17 protein-coding genes are annotated in these 18,620 nt (G+C 34.9%); 13 read left to right on the top strand and 4 right to left on the bottom strand.

Annotation, left to right across the window (positions count from 1 at the left end; genetic code table 11):
• Window positions 1-3: 3 nt before the first annotated feature.
• Complete coding sequence (locus ACFRAE_RS04360; protein WP_422795900.1) at window positions 4-615, bottom strand: HAD family hydrolase; 612 nt, start codon at window positions 613-615, stop codon at window positions 4-6.
• Window positions 616-664: 49 nt separating this feature from the next.
• Entirely contained in the window at window positions 665-1,855 is a 1,191-nt protein-coding gene (locus ACFRAE_RS04355) for a proline dehydrogenase family protein (protein ID WP_422796003.1), read from the bottom strand.
• Between the two features lie 93 nt (window positions 1,856-1,948).
• On the opposite strand from ACFRAE_RS04355, the gene ACFRAE_RS04350 reads away from it, so the two are divergent.
• From ACFRAE_RS04350 to ACFRAE_RS04290, 13 genes are all read left to right on the top strand, one after another.
• Window positions 1,949-2,155, top strand: a complete 207-nt coding sequence (locus ACFRAE_RS04350; RefSeq protein ID WP_422795899.1) for an RNA-binding S4 domain-containing protein — start codon at window positions 1,949-1,951, stop codon at window positions 2,153-2,155.
• Window positions 2,156-2,266: 111 nt separating this feature from the next.
• Window positions 2,267-3,331, top strand: a complete 1,065-nt coding sequence (gene aroB / locus ACFRAE_RS04345) for a 3-dehydroquinate synthase (RefSeq protein WP_422795898.1) — start codon at window positions 2,267-2,269, stop codon at window positions 3,329-3,331.
• An 8-nt stretch (window positions 3,332-3,339) separates the two neighbouring features.
• Complete coding sequence (locus tag ACFRAE_RS04340) at window positions 3,340-4,071, top strand: ThuA domain-containing protein (protein WP_422795897.1); 732 nt, start codon at window positions 3,340-3,342, stop codon at window positions 4,069-4,071.
• 87 nt (window positions 4,072-4,158) lie between these two features.
• The gene (locus ACFRAE_RS04335) at window positions 4,159-5,454 is read left to right on the top strand and encodes a D-alanyl-D-alanine carboxypeptidase (RefSeq protein ID WP_422795896.1); all 1,296 of its coding nucleotides are present in this window, start codon (window positions 4,159-4,161) and stop codon (window positions 5,452-5,454) included.
• A gap of 46 nt (window positions 5,455-5,500) precedes the next feature.
• Entirely contained in the window at window positions 5,501-6,811 is a 1,311-nt protein-coding gene (locus ACFRAE_RS04330; protein WP_422795895.1) for an MFS transporter, read from the top strand.
• A 7-nt stretch (window positions 6,812-6,818) separates the two neighbouring features.
• Window positions 6,819-7,550: a (Fe-S)-binding protein gene (locus ACFRAE_RS04325; RefSeq protein WP_422795894.1), complete on the top strand. Its 732-nt coding sequence runs from the start codon at window positions 6,819-6,821 to the stop codon at window positions 7,548-7,550.
• A 20-nt stretch (window positions 7,551-7,570) separates the two neighbouring features.
• Window positions 7,571-8,449 (top strand): sugar phosphate isomerase/epimerase family protein, encoded by an 879-nt coding sequence (locus ACFRAE_RS04320; protein ID WP_422795893.1) that lies wholly within the window; start codon window positions 7,571-7,573, stop codon window positions 8,447-8,449.
• 2 nt (window positions 8,450-8,451) lie between these two features.
• Window positions 8,452-9,339, top strand: a complete 888-nt coding sequence (locus ACFRAE_RS04315; RefSeq protein WP_422795892.1) for a hypothetical protein — start codon at window positions 8,452-8,454, stop codon at window positions 9,337-9,339.
• Window positions 9,340-9,434: 95 nt separating this feature from the next.
• A complete protein-coding gene (locus ACFRAE_RS04310) occupies window positions 9,435-11,018 on the top strand; it encodes a peptide MFS transporter (protein WP_422795891.1) in 1,584 nt (527 codons plus the stop codon).
• A gap of 287 nt (window positions 11,019-11,305) precedes the next feature.
• Complete coding sequence (locus ACFRAE_RS04305; protein ID WP_422795890.1) at window positions 11,306-12,832, top strand: peptide MFS transporter; 1,527 nt, start codon at window positions 11,306-11,308, stop codon at window positions 12,830-12,832.
• Window positions 12,833-13,003: 171 nt separating this feature from the next.
• Entirely contained in the window at window positions 13,004-13,738 is a 735-nt protein-coding gene (locus tag ACFRAE_RS04300) for a polyprenol monophosphomannose synthase (RefSeq protein ID WP_422795889.1), read from the top strand.
• Window positions 13,739-13,774: 36 nt separating this feature from the next.
• On the top strand, window positions 13,775-14,797 hold the full coding sequence (gene ruvB, locus ACFRAE_RS04295) for a Holliday junction branch migration DNA helicase RuvB (RefSeq protein WP_422795888.1): 1,023 nt from the start codon (window positions 13,775-13,777) through the stop codon (window positions 14,795-14,797).
• 2 nt (window positions 14,798-14,799) lie between these two features.
• Window positions 14,800-15,606 carry a hypothetical protein gene (locus ACFRAE_RS04290; RefSeq protein WP_422795887.1) on the top strand — a complete coding sequence of 269 codons (807 nt, stop codon included), beginning with the start codon at window positions 14,800-14,802 and terminating at the stop codon, window positions 15,604-15,606.
• Here ACFRAE_RS04290 and ACFRAE_RS04285 read toward each other — a convergent pair.
• A complete protein-coding gene (locus ACFRAE_RS04285; RefSeq protein ID WP_422795886.1) occupies window positions 15,583-16,131 on the bottom strand; it encodes a hypothetical protein in 549 nt (182 codons plus the stop codon). The genes ACFRAE_RS04290 and ACFRAE_RS04285 overlap by 24 nt on opposite strands.
• Window positions 16,131-18,617: a DPP IV N-terminal domain-containing protein gene (locus tag ACFRAE_RS04280; RefSeq protein ID WP_422795885.1), complete on the bottom strand. Its 2,487-nt coding sequence runs from the start codon at window positions 18,615-18,617 to the stop codon at window positions 16,131-16,133. Before ACFRAE_RS04280 ends, ACFRAE_RS04285 begins: the two co-directional genes overlap by 1 nt.
• Window positions 18,618-18,620 lie beyond the last annotated feature (3 nt).

The raw sequence follows: 18,620 nt of genomic DNA, 5'->3' as shown, positions 1-18,620 counted from the left end.
AAGTTAGATTTGATCAATTCTTACCCAAGACATACCAGCTGAAATTGCACCCTGAACACCAGGGTCACCATCTTCAAATACTAAACAATCTTTGGGATGGATTTGAAGCATATCTGCCGCAAGTAAAAAGGGTTGCGGGGAAGGTTTTCCTTCAGGGGTGTCTCCAGCACAAACTAGGGTTTCATAGCAGTCTTGTACACCAATAACTTGTAAGGTGATATTTAGGGTTGATCTAGATCCGCCGGATACAATTCCTATTTTATGGGAATGTTGATGATCCAACAGGATTTGTTTGACATAGTGAATAGGTTGGGTTTCAGCAATAAACTGTTCGATAAAAATAGTAGATTTTCTTTTTGCGAATTCTTCACGATTTAATGGGACTCCGTAACGCACGGAGATTTCATCAGCAACGGCTACCGTGGGCCAACCTGCCGTTTCATCAATTAAATCAGGATCTAAAACGATTCCATATTCTTTGGATACAGCCACATATGCAGCTTTGTGCGCATGAATATTATCGGCTAGTGTGCCATCCACATCAAATAATAATGCTTTGAAGGAAGGGACTAGTGAGTTTAGTTTCTGATATTTTTGAAATTCGAATGGAGTCATTGGGCAAAAATAAAAAAGTCTCCTGAAAAAGGAGACTTTGTATATCTTTTTATCGATTTGATTTTCTTCTTTTTAGTTCTTTCATAATTAAGCCCAATTCTCGCCCTGTTTGACCAGCTACAGAGGTGTTTTCTTGAGCGCGTCGGAATAAGTAGGGCATAACAGCTTTTACAGGGCCATAAGGCATGTATTTAGCGACATTATATCCTGCAGATGCTAGATTAAATGATAAATTATCAGACATTCCTAATAATTGAGCGAAGAATATATTGGGATGATTATGTGGGATATTTCTAGATTCCAGTTCTTCAGCCAAAATACGACAGCTCTGTTCATTATGGGTTCCAGCCATTAGGCCTATCTGATCAATATGATCTAAGCAAAAATTGATTGCTAAATTGTAATCTTCGTCTGAGGATGGTTTATCTTTTTGGATCGGTGATGGGTATCCTAATTTTAAAGCTCTTTCTCTCTCAATTTCCATATAGGCTCCACGAACGATTTTAGCCCCTAAGTGAAAGTTTTGGTTTTGCGCATAGGCGAAATCTGCTTTAAGAGAGGCTAACTTATCTGCGCGATACAATTGGTAGGTATTATAAACAATAGGTTTGTTGGAATTGTATTTTTCCATCATCTCTCTAGCAATATCATCGATGGTTTCTTGTATCCAGGAATGTTCAGCATCAATAAGTACCCTAATATCTGCATTGAAACAAGCTTTACAGATTAAATCGCAACGATTCCATACCCTTCGGTATTCTTCTTTTTCAAGATCTGTTAAGGCTTCTTTGGCATCAATTTTTGCGAATAAGTCGAATCTTCCTAATCCAGTTGGTTTGAATACGCAGAATGATATTAAGGAATTGTTTTTAGCACTTTCTACAGTATTTAATATTTCTTGACAGGTGGCATCGAAACTAGCTTCAGATTCTTCCCCTTCTACGGAATAGTCCAGGATCGTAGTTACTTTACCTTTACCTAATTCTTGAATTGCTGAAGAGCAATCTTGTATACTTTCACCCCCACAAAATTGTTTGTAGATTGTATTTTTTATGATTCCTTGAATTGGTAAACCAATGTTTAGAGAAAATTCTGTGATAGGTGTTCCAATTTTTATAAGCGCATTACTTGAAACCATTTTGAAAAGCCAATAAGCTTTATTTAAATCCTTGTCACTTTTATTTTTAAAGGCAATTTCTGTGTTGTTAAAATCTAACGTTACGGGCGATGTTATATCCATCATGTTTAAAATTAAGTTGACAAAATTAGTTATTAATTATATATAATGTCAAATATTTATAAATGAAATCGTCAGAATAGATTAAATTTGTTTATGCAAACGTTTACATTAAAAGGAGAATATATTCAACTCATACAATTATTGAAAGTAATGAACTGGGTGGAACATGGTGCGATGGCTCAAGAAGTAGTAGCCGAAGGATATGTTAAATACAATGGTACTGTCGATTTTCGAAAGCGATTAAAAGTGAAAGTTGGTGATATCGTTGAATTTGATGGAAATCAAGTAACCGTGATTTAAGCTTAAGATAAGTACTTAAAGCGTAGTAAGTAGAAAATCAATGAAGTTATTCTGTAAATCGAAAAGAATTACAATCAAAAAAAAACGCTATCTTTAAGCTGTAAAATCATTATGAAAAAAATTAAAAGTTTAGGATACGAAGTTATATTTGATGATGAGTTAAATGAATTGCAATCATTTCTTATAGACCACGATTATTCCCAGTTACTTATCTTAGTAGATAGAAATACAAACGATCTTTGCCTTCCCCAATTACAAGCCTGCATTCCAGATATTGTAGATTACGATATTATTGAAATTGATCCAGGAGAAGAAAATAAAAACATTGATTTTTGTATTGGAGTATGGAAGACCATGCTCGATTTTGGAGCAGACCGAAAAGCACTTATGTTAAATTTGGGTGGTGGTGTGGTAACGGATTTAGGTGGTTTTGCCGCTGCTACTTTCAAGCGAGGTATAGACTTTATCCATGTTCCTACAACCTTACTATCCCAAGTTGATGCATCGGTAGGAGGAAAGACTGGAATCGACTTGGATCATGTAAAAAATATTATAGGAACATTTACTCAGCCCCAAGCCGTGTTTATTTCCAATCGATTTTTAGAAACCTTGGATGATAAACAATTGAGGTCTGGTTTTGCTGAAGTTATCAAACATGGTTTGATTAAGGATGGCAGTTTATTCGACAAATGTCTTCAAATTGAATTACCTAATTTACCAAGTGATTTAGTATATCAATCAGTTGCCATAAAAAATGAGGTAATTACCACAGATCCGTTTGAAAAGGGATTAAGAAAAATTTTAAACTTTGGACATACTATCGGTCATGCTATAGAAGGTTATTCCCTTTTACATGATCAAAATCCACTTTTACATGGTGAAGCTATCGCTATCGGTATGATTTGCGAAGGTTTTATATCGAAGAAATTGAATAATTTTGACGATGTAGAGTTGCAGAAGGTCGTCACTTATTTGATGTCCATTTATCCTTCATATCCTATCCTCCAAAGTATTTATCCTCAGTTAATTGAATTGATGAAAAATGACAAGAAAAATGAGGATAATAAGGTTGGCTTTGCTTTATTAAGGAGCATAGGGGTTTGTGACTTTAATAAATTTGTGGATGAGGATGTCATTATTGAAAGTTTAGATTATTACAACGATTTGATTAAATAATTTATCCAATGAAGAAATTCTTAGGTTTGATTTTCTTGTTTAGTTTTCTAGTTGCAACCACCCAAGTGGTATATGCCAATAAGGCTCCAAAGAAGGTGTTAATATTTACAAAAACGACTGGATTTAGGCATGATAATATTGAAAAAGGAGTTAATGTTCTAAAGGAGATATTTACTAAAGAGGGTATATCCTCTTTTCATACCGAAGATGCGGATGTATTTAGATCTGATTCTTTATATCAATTTCAAGCTGTAATATTTTTTAGTACTACAGGAACCATCTTAAATAAGGAACAGAAAGTTTCTTTTGAGAAATTTATTGAATCTGGAAAAGGATTTATGGGGATTCATGCAGCTACAGATACCGAATATGAATGGCCTTGGTATCATAATGTTATTGGAGCATATTTTGCGAGTCATCCAGCGGTTCAAGACGCGCATTTACAAGTGAAAAATCGTAAACATCCTGCCACTAAACATTTGAAAGACATTTGGATTCATAAAGATGAATGGTATGACTTCAAGGATGTGAAGCCAGGAATACATGTACTTATGAATCTGGATGAGAAGACCTATAAAGATGGGAAGATGGGAGAATTTCACCCCATAGCATGGTATCAAGAGTTTGAAACTTTTCGTATGTTTTATACAGGACTTGGACACACCAAAGAATCTTTTGATGAAATTAATTTCCAAAAACAACTTATTGGTGGTTTGAAATATGTGATGAAAATAAAGTAAAACATCAGTTTGCTTTATTATTGTTTTTTCGAGTTGCTATAGGGATTGATACTACCAAAATAGAATGGCTATTTTGAAATATACTTTATGAAAAACCTTCTCACTTTTCTTTTGCTGTATGTAAGTTTCAGCTTATCAGCACAAGATTTTAGTTCTATTACGGAACAAATACAAAGTTCCGAAGTTCTAAAGAAACACTATTTTGGATTTAGTTTATTTGATATCGATGAACAAAAGTACGTTTATGGTATCAATGAGGATAAACATTTTACTCCAGCTTCCAATACAAAAGTATTTACAACCTTAACCTCATTAAAATTAATTGGAGATTCAATTCCTGGGATCGCTTATATTGAACGTGGAGATTCTTTACTGTTTTGGGGGACCGGAGATCCTACCTTTCTACATAGTCGATTAGGAAATAGCAAGGTCTTGGATTTTTTAAAAAATAGCAACAAGAAATTATATTTAGCTTTTCAACCAACTCAGGAACCATCTTATAGGGATGGTTGGTCGATTGAAGATTATGAGTTTTATTATCAACCTGAATTAAGCCAATTTCCTATTTATGGAAATGTAGTTCAGTTTAAAGAAGTTGAAGGAAGCTTACGATTGGAGCCTTTGTATTTTGAAAAATATGTAAAATATTTGACAGATACGATCACGAGGTATAGGATTCATAGGCCTTTAGATAACAATAATTTTGAAATAAATAATTTCCCTTTACCAGCTCAATATGTCAATGAAAAGCCTTTTAAAACGAGCGATTCCCTATTGATTAGCTTGTTACAAGATACGTTAAAAAGAGAAGTATTCTGGACTAGGGATAGTTTGCCTAAAGAGGTAAATTATATTTATTCTACAGCGACCAAGGATGTCGTAAGGGAGATGATGTTGCCGAGTGATAATTTCTTGGCGGAACAATTGAATATGGTTGCCTCTTTTATGCATTTTGGCTCTTTCAATACAGGTGATTTAAGGAAATACATGAAAGATAATTTTTACCGTAACTTTCAAGATTCCATTGAATTGCGTGATGGTAGTGGATTATCCGTATATAATAAAGTTACTCCAAGAAGCATGGTCGAACTGTTATTATTGGTTCAAAATGAAGTAGGTGACGAAGCTGCCAAATTAAGATTATTTCCTGCTGGAGGTTTAGAGGGAACTTTAAAAAACATTTTTCATGCTCCAGAAGGAAAAGCGTTTGTTTGGTCCAAGACTGGTACTATTAATAGTGTGCATTGTCAAAGCGGCTATATTTTGACGAAGAAAAATAAGCGATTTGCATATTCTTTTTTAAATAATAATTTTTTAGGGAGTGCTAACCCAGTTCGCAAGGAGATGGTACGAATAGTCACCTATATTTACGAGAATTTTTAATCCTCATCCGTTCGTAAGAATTATTATATTCGTGTAAGTATATTTTATGAAGATTTTTAAAAAGAACGATAAGCGTTTGATACGCTCATGGTCCATGTTTGATTGGGCAAATTCCGCATATAATTTAGTGATCAATTCTACAATTTTCCCGGTTTATTATACTACGATTACACGGAATGCGGAAACTGGCGATACGGTTTCATTTTTTGGGTATGAGATTGTAAATACCGCACTTTCTAATTTTGCACTTTCGATTTCATATTTGTTAATGGCAATAGGATTACCTTTTATATCTGCGTATTCCGATGCTGCGGGTAAACGGAAGTTTTTTATGAAACTTTTTACCTATTTAGGAGCAACCGCATGTATGGGGTTGTTTTTCTTTAAACTGGATACTTTGGAATGGGGTATATTCTGTTTTGCAATTGCCGCAATGGGGTATATTGGTGGAGTAGCTTTTAATAATTCGTATTTACCAATAATCGCTACCCCTGATCAACAAGACCGTGTCAGCGCACAAGGATTCGCCTACGGTTATATCGGTTGTGTGACTCTACAAATCATCTGTTTCGTTTTCATATTTAAACCTGAATGGTTCGGAATTGAAGATCCTTCATTCCCAGCAAGATTTTCCTTTTTATTGGTAGGGGTGTGGTGGATATCCTTTTCCCAAATCCCTTTTCGCTATCTTCCGCGAAATAAGCCTAGTTTGGGAAAACAAGAATTGCCTTTTTTCAAAAAAGTACAATTGGAATTCAATACGGTATTATCCCACATTAAAAAGATTGAGGCCATCAAACGTTTTTTACCGGCCTATTTTTTTTATGCGATGGGCATTCAAACCTTGGTTATCGTAGCTGCAGCTTTTGGTCAAAAGGAGCTACAGTTAGGAGCTGATAAATTAATAGCTTCCATTTTATTAATTCAAATTGTTGCCATTGCAGGAGCATTTATCATGTCTCTGTTTGCTAAACGCTTCGGAAATATTAAAGTGTTGCTGGTGGTGGTTTTCTTTTGGATTATGATCTGTATTTCATCGTATTTTATGAGCAATGAATATCATTTTTATATCATGGCTTTCTGTGTAGGCTTATTAATGGGGGGGATCCAATCGTTATCACGATCTACCTATTCAAAATTAATTCCTGCAGATATTGAAGATACGACTTCATTTTTCAGCTTTTATGATGTTGCAGAAAAGGTTGCTATTGTCATCGGGTTATTTAGTTTTGGAATCATAGAGCAAATCACACATAATATTCGATATTCGGCTTTATTTTTGGCAGTTTTCTTTTTTATAGGATTTTTATTGTTGTTTCGTGTACTAAAATTTAATAAATTACAGATTATTCAATAAATCATTGATGAATAAAGTAGAATTATTTATTCCCTGTTTTATAGATCAACTTTATCCAGAAACAGCTTTTAATACGGTCAAATTATTAGAACGTGCTGGATGTGAGGTGATTTATAATGCAGAGCAAACATGTTGTGGTCAGCCCGCATATAATGCAGGTTTTTGGGATGAGGCAAAATCAATAGGGTTAAAATTCCTGAATGACTATCAAGATGAGTTTCCTATTGTAGCCCCTTCAGCATCCTGTATTGGTATGGTGCGAAATGGTTACGATGATTTATTTACAAATTCCATGGAGCATAATCGCTGCCGATCAATCCAAAAAAATATTTTTGAAATAAGTGATTTCTTGGTGAATGTTCTTGAAAAAGAATATTTTGGAGCAGAATTAGTCGGAAATGCGGTATATCATGATTCATGTTCAGCATTGCGGGAGTGCCAAATTAAAGATGAACCAAGACGTTTATTGAGTCATGTAGGAGGTCTGGAATTACTGCCGATGAGAGACCAGGAAACCTGTTGCGGATTTGGAGGGACTTTTGCTGTAAAGTTTGAAGGAATTTCTGCAGCTATGGCTGAACAAAAGGTTAAAAATGCTTTAGCTGTAAAAGCTGATTACATTATTTCTACAGATTCATCCTGCTTATTGCAATTGCAAGCTTATATTGATAAGCACCAGTTACCTATAAAAACAATCCATTTGGTTGATGTGTTAACATCAGGATGGGCCAATATTTAAAAAAAATAATAGTCACTAATATGAATGCAAGAAGAGAATTTTTAAAAAATTTAGGATTGATATCAGCTGGACTAGCTGTGACTCCATCTATGGAATTATTTGCAGCTAAAAAAGAATGGTTCAAAATTTCTTTGGCGGAATGGTCTTTACATAAAAAAATATTTAAAGGAGATTTGAAAAACATTGATTTCCCTGAATATACGGCTAAAAACTTCGGTATCTACGGCGTTGAATATGTAAATCAGTTCTTTAAAGATAAAGTTCAGGATATGACTTATTTAAAGGATTTGAAAAATCGAGCAAAAGATAATGGTGTAAAAAATGTATTAATCATGATTGATGGCGAAGGTAATTTAGGCGACGCGGATGAAAGCAAGCGTTTGAAAGCTATCGAAAATCACCATAAATGGATTGATGCGGCTAATTTCTTAGGCTGTCATGCAATACGTGTAAATGCAGCGGGAACAGGAACTAAGGATGAGGTGAAGCAACAAGTGGTTAAAAGTCTTTCTTCCTTAGCAGAATATGGTAAAAAGGGCAAGATTAGTGTTATTGTAGAGAATCATGGTGGAATTTCTTCCCACGGAGATTGGTTATCAGATGTGTTGAAAACCGTAAATCATCCAAATTGTGGAAGTTTGCCAGATTTCGGCAATTTCTATGAGTATGATCGTTACCAAGGCGTGAAAGATTTAATGCCTTACGCTAAGGGTGTTAGTGCAAAAGCTCATTTCTTTGATGAGCAAGGCTATGATACAGGAATCGACTATAAGAAAATGATGGATATTGTTAAATCATCTGGATACACCGGATATATCGGTATCGAATTTGAAGGTGATAAATTGAGTGAAGACGAAGGTATTAAATTATCGAAAGCATTGTTGGAGAAATTTAAATAAGCGTGTTTAAAAACCTTATTTATACCTTTTTATTATTGGTAATCAGCAGTACGTTTAGTGTTGCCCAATCCAATAATTCTAAAATAAATACTTTAGAAGATAGTCTTTCTGTTGTAGGAAAGGCTATCTTCTCTCGTATATCAGAACCTGAAAGAATCCAAAAGAATTTTCAGTTTGTCAAATCCTTAGTGCATCTTTTAAAAGAAAAGAATTCCTTTGGATATCCGTTGAAGAAACTCTCCATGATTTCAATATTAAATTCTCCGGATAATAATTTTCGAATATTTTCATGGAATGTTCCCCTTGATGATGGTTCCTACCTATATTATGGATCCATTCAGATCAAAACCGATGACGGGTCTTTAAAACTGTATCCGTTATTGGATAAAACCTTTGAATTTAAAGATCCTCAATCAGAAATTTCGCAACCAACTTTTTGGTATGGGGCACAATATTATGCAATTCAAAAATTAAGTAATAATACCTACCTGCTTTTAGGCTGGAAAGGACATCATGCCGATTATTCGCAAAAAGTTATAGAAATATTAACTATCGGAGCTAACAATAATATTTCCTTAGGTAAAAATATCTTTACAGAAGACTTAAAATTAGCGAGGAAAATATTTAGTTATACCAGGCAAGCGAGTATGTATTTGCAATATAACAACCAGTTGAAGCGGATTGAATTTGACCATTTGGTACCCGCTGATCCTAAATTAAAATCCAATTATAAATATTATGGGCCAGATTTATCTTATGATGCTTATCGTATTGAAGATGGACGCCTTATTTTTCAGTCAAATATTGAAGTATTAAATCCTGTAAGAGGAGATGAAGATCGGTTTTTATCACCGAATAGGAAAGATATCAAAAAGGATAGCGGTTTTTAATGAGCTATAATTTTTGAATAAAAATTTGTTTATTTGCTGATTGAATAGAATATTGTTTTGAAATTAATATCAAATTAACATAAATAGCTATTAGAATGAACCAAGAGAATAATGGAGAACTAGTCCAGCATCTTGCCAAGCAAGGTATAGACGATAAAATGGTGATGGGACATCCAGCCAGCTTATTTGTCCTCTTCTTCACCGAAATGTGGGAACGTTTTAGTTATTATGGTATGCGGGCCTTATTAACCGTATTCCTAATTACTGAAGTTACCAAAAACGGTTGGGGATGGAGCAATAAAGAAGCCATGGAATTATATGGATGGTATACAGGATTAGTTTACCTTACACCATTAATAGGAGGTTTCATTGCTGATAAATTAACAGGTTATCGCAAAGCTATTCTTATTGGTGCCTTAATTATGACTTTAGGTCATGCGTCTATGGCCTTTGAGGAATCGTCTAAAATGTTTTTTTATATAGGATTGGTATTAATGATTCTTGGTAATGGTATGTTTAAACCAAATATATCTTCGATGGTTGGACAATTATACCCAGATTCTAGTACCAAAAAAGATGCAGGATATACTATTTTCTATATGGGTATTAATTCAGGAGCATTTTTAGGAATGTTGCTTTGTGGATACATCGGGGAGAAAATTGGATGGCATTATGGATTTGGATTAGCCGGAGTGTTTATGTTTTTCGGTATGATTCAATTCTATTTTGGTCAAAAAATATTTGGAATTATTGGTGAAAAGCCTGGTACGGTGCATAAGGATGAAGAAAATTTACATTCTATAGTTGAGGAAGATAAAACACCTCCGAATGTGGTTAAGGACCGTTTGATTGTTGTGGCTGTATTAATGATCTCTAGTATTTTCTTTTTCTTTGCATTTGAGCAAGCTGGAGGGTCGATGACTATTTTTGCCAAAGATTATACGCAAAGGTTATTGTCAGGAAATTCAGGAGAAATATTCAAATGGGTTGATGCAATTTTGACCATTTTCCCCATTATCATTGTAACGTGGGTTCTGTTTAAATTATCGCAAAAAATTTATAGTAAATATCCTTTAACTATTATTGCTACAGCAGTATCTTTTGCAATCATATGGGTTTTAGGGATTTGGAAAGTAAATCGTGAATTTAATTTAGAACAAACAGAGGTAACCGTTTCTTGGTTTCAAATTTTAAATTCATTCTTTATCATTACCCTAGCATCAGCTTTTAGTAAGATGTGGGAAAAAGTATGGAATCCTTCTGGACCAGTTAAATTTGCCTTTGGTTTAATTTTAGTGGCTGTAGGGTTTTTAGCTTTAGCCTATGGATCATCAACTATACCTCAGGGTGCAAAAACAGCAACGGTGAGTATGGTATGGTTAATATTAGCTTACTTCTTCCATACTACTGGTGAACTTTGCGTATCCCCAGTTGGACTATCATATGTAAGTAAGTTGTCGCCTAAAAAGTTTGCTGGCCTACTATTTGGTTTATGGTTCACAGCTTCAGCCATCGCCAATTTCTTAGCTGGTAAAACGGGGTCTTATATTGATAAAATCGTAGAAGAATATTCAATGTCAACCTTTTTCTTAATCATTGCAGCTTTACCTATTGCCGTTGCCTTGTTATTGCTATTGTTTAATGGCAAATTGAAAAAAATGATGCATGGAATAAATTAATATATTTTTAAAACATTTGAAAGCCGCTCTAACCTTTAGAGCGGCTTTTATTTTTGTATTTAAGGCTTAATTTGAATACTATTCAATTATTAAGTCAATTATTTTGGTTAAAACCAAAACGATATTTTAATATTTATTGTTAATTATTAATTTTGCGTCTCAAATTAAATAAATATGGGTAGGATGTTGGATGTGTTTAATGTAGCTTCAAAAATACATGCTGTAATAGTAGTAAACATCTTTTTCTTAACCCCTCAAAATCAATTGAATAATTATTAATCAGGACAATGGATTCACAAAAATCACTCGAAGCTATTCAGAATTTTCAAGGTAAATATCCAAAACAAATTTGGAGATTGTTTTTCTCCGAGATGTGGGAAAGGTTTTGTTTTTATGGAATGAGAGGCATGTTAGTCTTCTTCATGATCACACAGTTAAATTTTGGAGAGAAAGAAGCAAACTTGCAATATGGTGCAACTCAAGCATTCGTTTATGCCTTTACATTTATCGGAGGATTATTTGCGGATAAAATTTTAGGTTTCCGAAAATCTTTATTTTTCGGGGCTCTATTGATGATCGTAGGGTCATTGTTATTAGCGATCGACACCCATCAATTTTTCTTTTTCGGCTTGGCATTTATCATTATCGGTACAGGTTTCTTCAAGCCTAATATATCCACTATGGTAGGGGAGTTATACAAGGATGGGGATAATCGTCGAGATGCTGGTTTTTCCCTTTTCTATGCGGGAATAAATCTGGGTGCCTTCTTAGGCGGTTATATCTGTGTTGCCATAGGAAAAGGATATATGTTGAGTTCAGTGATTGATGAAGCTTACCGTTGGAATGTAGCATTTGGATTAGCAGCTGTAGGTATGCTTATTAGTTTAATCAATTTCCATTTTACAAAACATGAATTGGGTCCTATTGGATTACAGCCAGGTCATCCTGATGCCATTATTAAAACCAAAGCATTGCCAAAATGGGCAGAATATGCAGTCTATGTCGGGACCATTTTGTTAATTCCTGTTATACAAATCATGGTTTCTAAAACCGAATACACCGATTATTTCATGTACAGTATAGGTCCATTGACCTTAATCTACTTATTCTACGAAATGTCTAAAGTAGAGAAAAAGGAAAGGCATAAATTAATCGCTGCTTTAGTATTTATTTTATTCTCCATCATATTTTGGGGTATTTACGAGCAGAGTGGAGGTTCATTGAGTATTTTCGCAGCGAAGAATTTAAATGATTCTGTATTAGGCGGAACATTAACTTTGGATCCTAATGGAGTTAATAATTCAGGCGGAGCTTTTTTCATTATCATATTAGCACCATTATTTGGACTCTTTTGGCTATGGTTAGCTAAACGTAAAATAGAACCTAACACCATCATCAAGTTTGGTTTAGGATTTATATTTTTAGGCTTAGGTTTTTATGCTTTATTCGCAACTCGATTTTTTGCAATAGAGGGAATCACTTCTTTAGATATATTTACTTTAGCCTTATTGATTATTACAGTTGGTGAGTTATGTTTGTCGCCTATTGGCTTATCGATTATGACCAAGTTATCTCCAGCTAGGTTGCAAGGAATTATGATGGGATTATGGTTTTTAGCCAGTGCTTATGGCCAATACGTCGCTGGATTAATTGGTGCAAATATGGCGGAGGCTAGAGAAGGAGATACGCTTGTTGAAAAATTAATCACATATACCGAAGGTTATAAACAATTAGGTATATATTCCTTAATTGCTGGATTATTATTAATAGCAATATCACCATTCATCAAAAAATTAATGCATGGAGTAAACTAAGTGTAGGATAACTTCATTGAAGCTGAGCTTGATCATCGATTAAGCTCAGTTTTGTTTTTCAGCCAAACTGAATTATTCTTCTTGGGAATTCCAAGAGATCGTCGATTATTGAATCCATACTTTCTAAGGATTCATGTTAAATTGCTAACTTTACGATTCAAAATTTATACTGTGTCAGATAGTTTAGTAATTATTCCTACATATAATGAAAAGGAAAATATAGAAGCCATCATTCGGAAGGTGTTTAGTTTATCGATCAGCTTTCATATTCTAATCGTAGATGATGGATCCCCAGATGGAACCGCTGCAATTGTTAAGCAGCTTCAACAAGGTGAATTTGCAGATTGCTTATTTATAGAAGAACGTTCCGGAAAATTAGGCTTAGGAACTGCCTATATACATGGATTTCGTTGGGCTTTAAATCATTCCTATCAGTTTATATTTGAAATGGATGCAGATTTTAGCCATAATCCCGATGATTTAATTCGATTACGTGAAGCTTGTTTACAAGATGGAGCAGATATGGCCATAGGCTCAAGATACATTAAAGGTGTCAATGTAGTAAATTGGCCTATGAATCGCGTGTTAATGTCCTATTTTGCTTCTGCTTATGTACGCTTAATCACTAGAATTAATATCCAAGATGCTACTGCAGGATTTGTTTGTTTCAAAAGGCAAGTTTTAGAAACCATTCCATTACATCAAATTAAGTTTGTAGGATATGCTTTCCAGATTGAAATGAAATTTACCGCTATTCAATATGGCTTTAATGTGGTTGAAGTACCTATCATTTTTACAGATCGCACCTTAGGAACCTCCAAGATGAGCACCAAGATTTTCAAAGAGGCCTTCTTTGGAGTGATTCAAATGAAAATTTCCAGTCTTTTCAAGAAATACAATAAATAACATAAAAAGAAGTTTATACTAATAGTATTTGATGCGATGAACGAAAACCTAGATCCTAATCCTGAACGATTGAGCCAGACTGAAAAAGATTTGGAGCGTGTGTTACGCCCTCAAACATTTGAAGATTTTACTGGTCAAGCGAAAATACTAGAAAACCTATCCATTTTTGTTAAAGCAGCCAAATTACGCGGAGAAGCATTAGACCATGTGTTATTGCATGGCCCTCCAGGACTAGGAAAAACCACCTTATCCCATATCATCGCGAATGAGATGGGGGTTGGAATAAAAATTACATCAGGACCCGTTTTAGATAAACCTGGAGATCTTGCCGGACTGTTGACGAATCTAGATGAGGGTGATATCTTATTTATTGATGAGATACACCGTTTAAGTCCTTTGGTGGAAGAATATCTCTACTCAGCAATGGAGGACTTTAAAATAGATATCATGTTAGAGACAGGCCCTAATGCAAGGTCTGTACAAATTTCATTAAGTCCATTTACTTTAGTAGGGGCCACCACTCGATCAGGCTTATTGACAGCACCATTACGAGCACGTTTTGGGATCAATTCCAGACTGCAATATTACGATTCTAAATTGCTTACTGATATTGTTATGCGGTCTTCCACCATTTTAAAAGTGCCAATTTCCGAAGAAGGTGCTTATGAAATTGCGAGAAGGAGTAGAGGAACCCCCCGAATAGCTAATGCTTTATTACGTAGAACACGAGATTTTGCCCAAATAAAAGGCAATGGTACAATAGATATTGCCATCGCTCAATTTGCCTTAAATGCATTGAATGTCGATGAAAATGGCTTGGACGAAATGGATAATAAAATTTTGAGCACAATTATTGATAAGTTTAAAGGTGGGCCTGTGGGATTGAAGACTATTGCTACTGCAGTAGGTGAAGATGAAGGCACGATTGAGGAAGTTTATGAGCCTTTTTTAATTCAAGAAGGTTTTTTAATGCGCACCTCGCGAGGAAGAGAATGTACTGAATTTGCATACAAACACTTGGGAAAAATACATCATATTAAAGGAAATACATTGTTTTAATTATGCTTTCAAAAAAAATCTGCAATCTAACACTATTTTGTCTACCGTTTTTGGTAGAAGCACAAATGCTCCGTTGTCCTCCAGTGGATGCCATGGGAAATACAGCACAAAAAATAGATATTACAGCTGGTGCTGGTGTCACGTTACTTTATGGTGATATTAGACACGATAATAACTTAGGTTGGGGAACAGTCTTAAAGGCAGATTATCGCGTGTATAAAGGACTTTATGCAGGCCTAGAAGGGCAAATTGGCCAATTGAGAGCTGTAGGAGAAAATAATCCACTAGAAGCCGGATGGGATCCTAGAGGCGTGATCAATAGACCTTATATTGCTGGTATGGTTAATCTAACGGTATATCCATATCGTTTTTTTATTAACGAGCGAATGCTATTTAGAGAAAGTGGATTTGAGAAATTTGTGTTAAATGGTTTATATGTCGGAGTAGGCTTTGGTGGTATTTTCAATAATTATAGTGATGTCGTTCGTGGCAATACATTTACATATACCAATAACCAAGGGAATTCTGTCACTCGGACCTTTCCAGAAGGTGCGATGAATGGACCTGTAGATGGAGGAAATGATTGGTTACTACCTGTTGCGAATGTCGGAATATCCATTCCACTGAATAAGTATTCCAGCTATTATAGAAATGGGTATTTCAGTTTTGTTGCAAATAGTCAATTTAATTTCTCTAGAGGAGAGGATTTAGATGGTTATAATCCGATCGATATTGATACTGGAGAACCTACCAGTAAATACAATGATATGTATAACTTTACTTACTTAGGCCTTAAGTATACGTTTTAAAATATAAGCTCCTCTGCTTCTCAAAGCAGGGGTGGCTCCTTTTTCCAATTCCAATTCAATCAATAATTTCAATTCATTACGTATCCAATCGTGCTTCTCGATCTGGAGGTGCAAAATATCCATGACATTGACCTTCACAGCTACTGGGCAGTTGGGTTGATCCAATAGAAAGAATGATTTTTCGATTAGGGCTATTTCTTGTACATCGGATAGGGTATACTGCTGGTTCTTTTTGGAGCATAACCACATGAGCAATTTACTATAACTTCTAAGGGCACTCCAATTTTTTAAATTATTGTATCCATCAATAACCTGCGCATGAATACCATCAAATAGCTGTACATTTTTCAATAATAGGTGTTCTAATGCCCAAGAACTACGAAATGCCAATCGTGGATTTTCTTCCTGAAGACTCCAGGCTAACAATTCATTTAGCGACACCAACTCCAAAAGTTTGGTATTAAAATCAGAGGCACTAGATGTTAATAGTGCCTCTTGGTTAGTTTTTTCTTGATTTAATTTCATTAACGCTTGACTGGACGTTCCCGATTTATTTCTACCATATCCACTTCATCCCGTTTAGATTCACCCAATAAGTGCTCACTGAAGTAGTCGGCCATTTTCCAGAAGAAATATTCTGTCATATCCCCAAATCCATGGCGTTGACCTGGAAGCAACACAAAATCAAATCGTTTATTTGCTTTTATTAAGGCATCTACCATACGAATTGAATTTGCAGGATGCACGTTATTATCAATATCTCCCGTGACAATCAATAGTTTTCCTTTTAAATTTTTAGCCAAGTCCGAATTACGGTCTATTTGATAGTTAAAGGTTGTGTCTCCTTTGCTGCTAACCATTTCATTTACCCCATGATGTCTTTCACTCCACCACCTGTTATAAATGTTGTTTTCATGGTTTCCCGCACCAGATACAGCCACTTTAAAGAAGTCTGGATATACAAGCATGGCTGCTGTAGACATAAACCCGCCACCGGAGTGCCCCGTAATTCCTACTCGATTGATATCTATATAGGGATGAATATTCGCTAATTGCTCTGCTGCAACCTTTTTGTCTTCCAGACCATAGTCACGTAAATTTCCATAGCCATAGGTATGGTACCATTTAGAACGAGAAGGATGACCTCCACGATTACCCACAGAGATTACGATAAAACCCATTTGTGCTAAACGATCTATCCGATCCATACTTCGGCCAAAACTTTTGTTTACCGCTTCTGTTTGAGGTCCTGGGTAAACATATTCAACAATAGGGTAGGTCTTCGTCGAGTCAAAGTCAAAAGGCTTATACATCACGCCATAAAGGTCTGTAATCCCATCTCCAGCTTTTACTTTAAAGGGTTCTGGAAATTTATATCCAGCAGCAAATAGTTGTGATAAATCAGCTTCCTCCAATTTCAGAATCAACTGACCTGCTGCATTGTATAGATTGCTTATTGGAGCTGTGTTTACTCTAGAGAAATTGTCTATATAAAAATCACCACTTTCACTTGAAATAACTTGATGATCAAAATTTCCTGGACTTAAATTCTTTAGCCCTTGACCATTTTTATTAATCGAATAATAATAGGTGTAATAGGGGTCAATTTGAGAATCTACTCCATTTGCTTTGAAAAATAGCGTTCCTGTACTTTCGTGGAAGGTACTCAAATCATCACAATGATAAGCACCTTTTGTAATTTGGTTAATTAATTTACCTTGTTTATCATAAAGATAAAAATGGCCCCATCCATCACGTTGTGACCAATGAATGAATTGGTTGCTGTTTTTTAAGAAATAAGGTTTTTTGACATCCAGATAGACATTAGAGCGTTCCTCGACCAGTGTCTTTACTTCACCATTTATGGAAACCGATAGAATGTCTATTTTCTTAAGATCACGACTGGATCTTGCAATATAGAATTCTTGGTCATTTCCTAACCAATAATTTATATAATGCTTTCCTTTATAATTTTCCTTACTGCGGTCTTTTGACCATAAACTGATCGTTTGATTTTTAAATGCAGCTACAGGGATTTGCCTTGGTTTCAAATCGCTCACTTGAAAAATATATAAACCCACTTCGGTAGAATCGACTTCTCCAGGCATTAGGTATTTGTAAGTTTCTAAACTCGGTCTTTTACCACCTACATTATTAATTACCCATAATGGATTTAAAGTTCTGTTATCCTTGCGGGTAAGCGTAAAATATTGGCCATTTGGTGACCAATTTAACCAGACTGGTTTTCTTTTTTTCTTCTCTTCTTGTTCTGTTTTAATATCCCCAGATGTGACACTATATTCATCCCCGCCCCAAGCAAAATATTGTACGCCATCAGTAGTAATTTGATGTTCTACAATCGTACTGTCTTTCTCATCTTTTTGTGCTTTCAAGTAATTTGGATAATCCATCCAGTATAAATTGTAATTTTTCGCAAAATATACTCTGCTCGTATCCGGGTTGAAATTGGCCCAAAAAGGTTTGCTTTTTTCCTTGGTACTGTCGCTTAACTCTTTTAAATCCTTATTCAATCGATTATACTCGAAATAGAATAACTTCTTTTTCAGCGTATCGCTTTTATTTGTTAGTTTATGAATTTCCTCTTTAGATTTGAGGGTATCTTTCGTGCTTTGCACCTCAAATCGAACCAAATTCTCATCCTTCTGGAAATTGATATTCCTAATTTCTAAATGTTGGGCATCAAAAGGATTTTTAACATACTTAGTTATTTTAGCAGCAATATCTGTATGGTCAAATATTTCTTCTTTTTTGCGAAGCTTAGGGTCTACTACATACCATTTTCTTCCAGCTGATGTACGATATTCATACCAAAAACGGTCACTATAATTTATCCAATTGGGATTTACTTCGGTAGAATAAATCATGTTTCCCAATTTACTTGGAGAAAATTTTGCTGCAAGGGCATAGTTTGGCTTTGCTAATGTGCCTTTTTCTTGAGCAAATGCCATTACCGAAAATAAAATGGTAATGCTTAAAATAACATGTCTCATGTA

The sequence above is a fragment of the Sphingobacterium sp. HJSM2_6 genome (assembly GCF_049316305.1).
In the GTDB taxonomy this organism is placed as follows: domain Bacteria; phylum Bacteroidota; class Bacteroidia; order Sphingobacteriales; family Sphingobacteriaceae; genus Sphingobacterium.
Note: the sequence above shows the minus strand (reverse complement) of the source record. Positions and strands in the feature narration are given on the sequence as shown.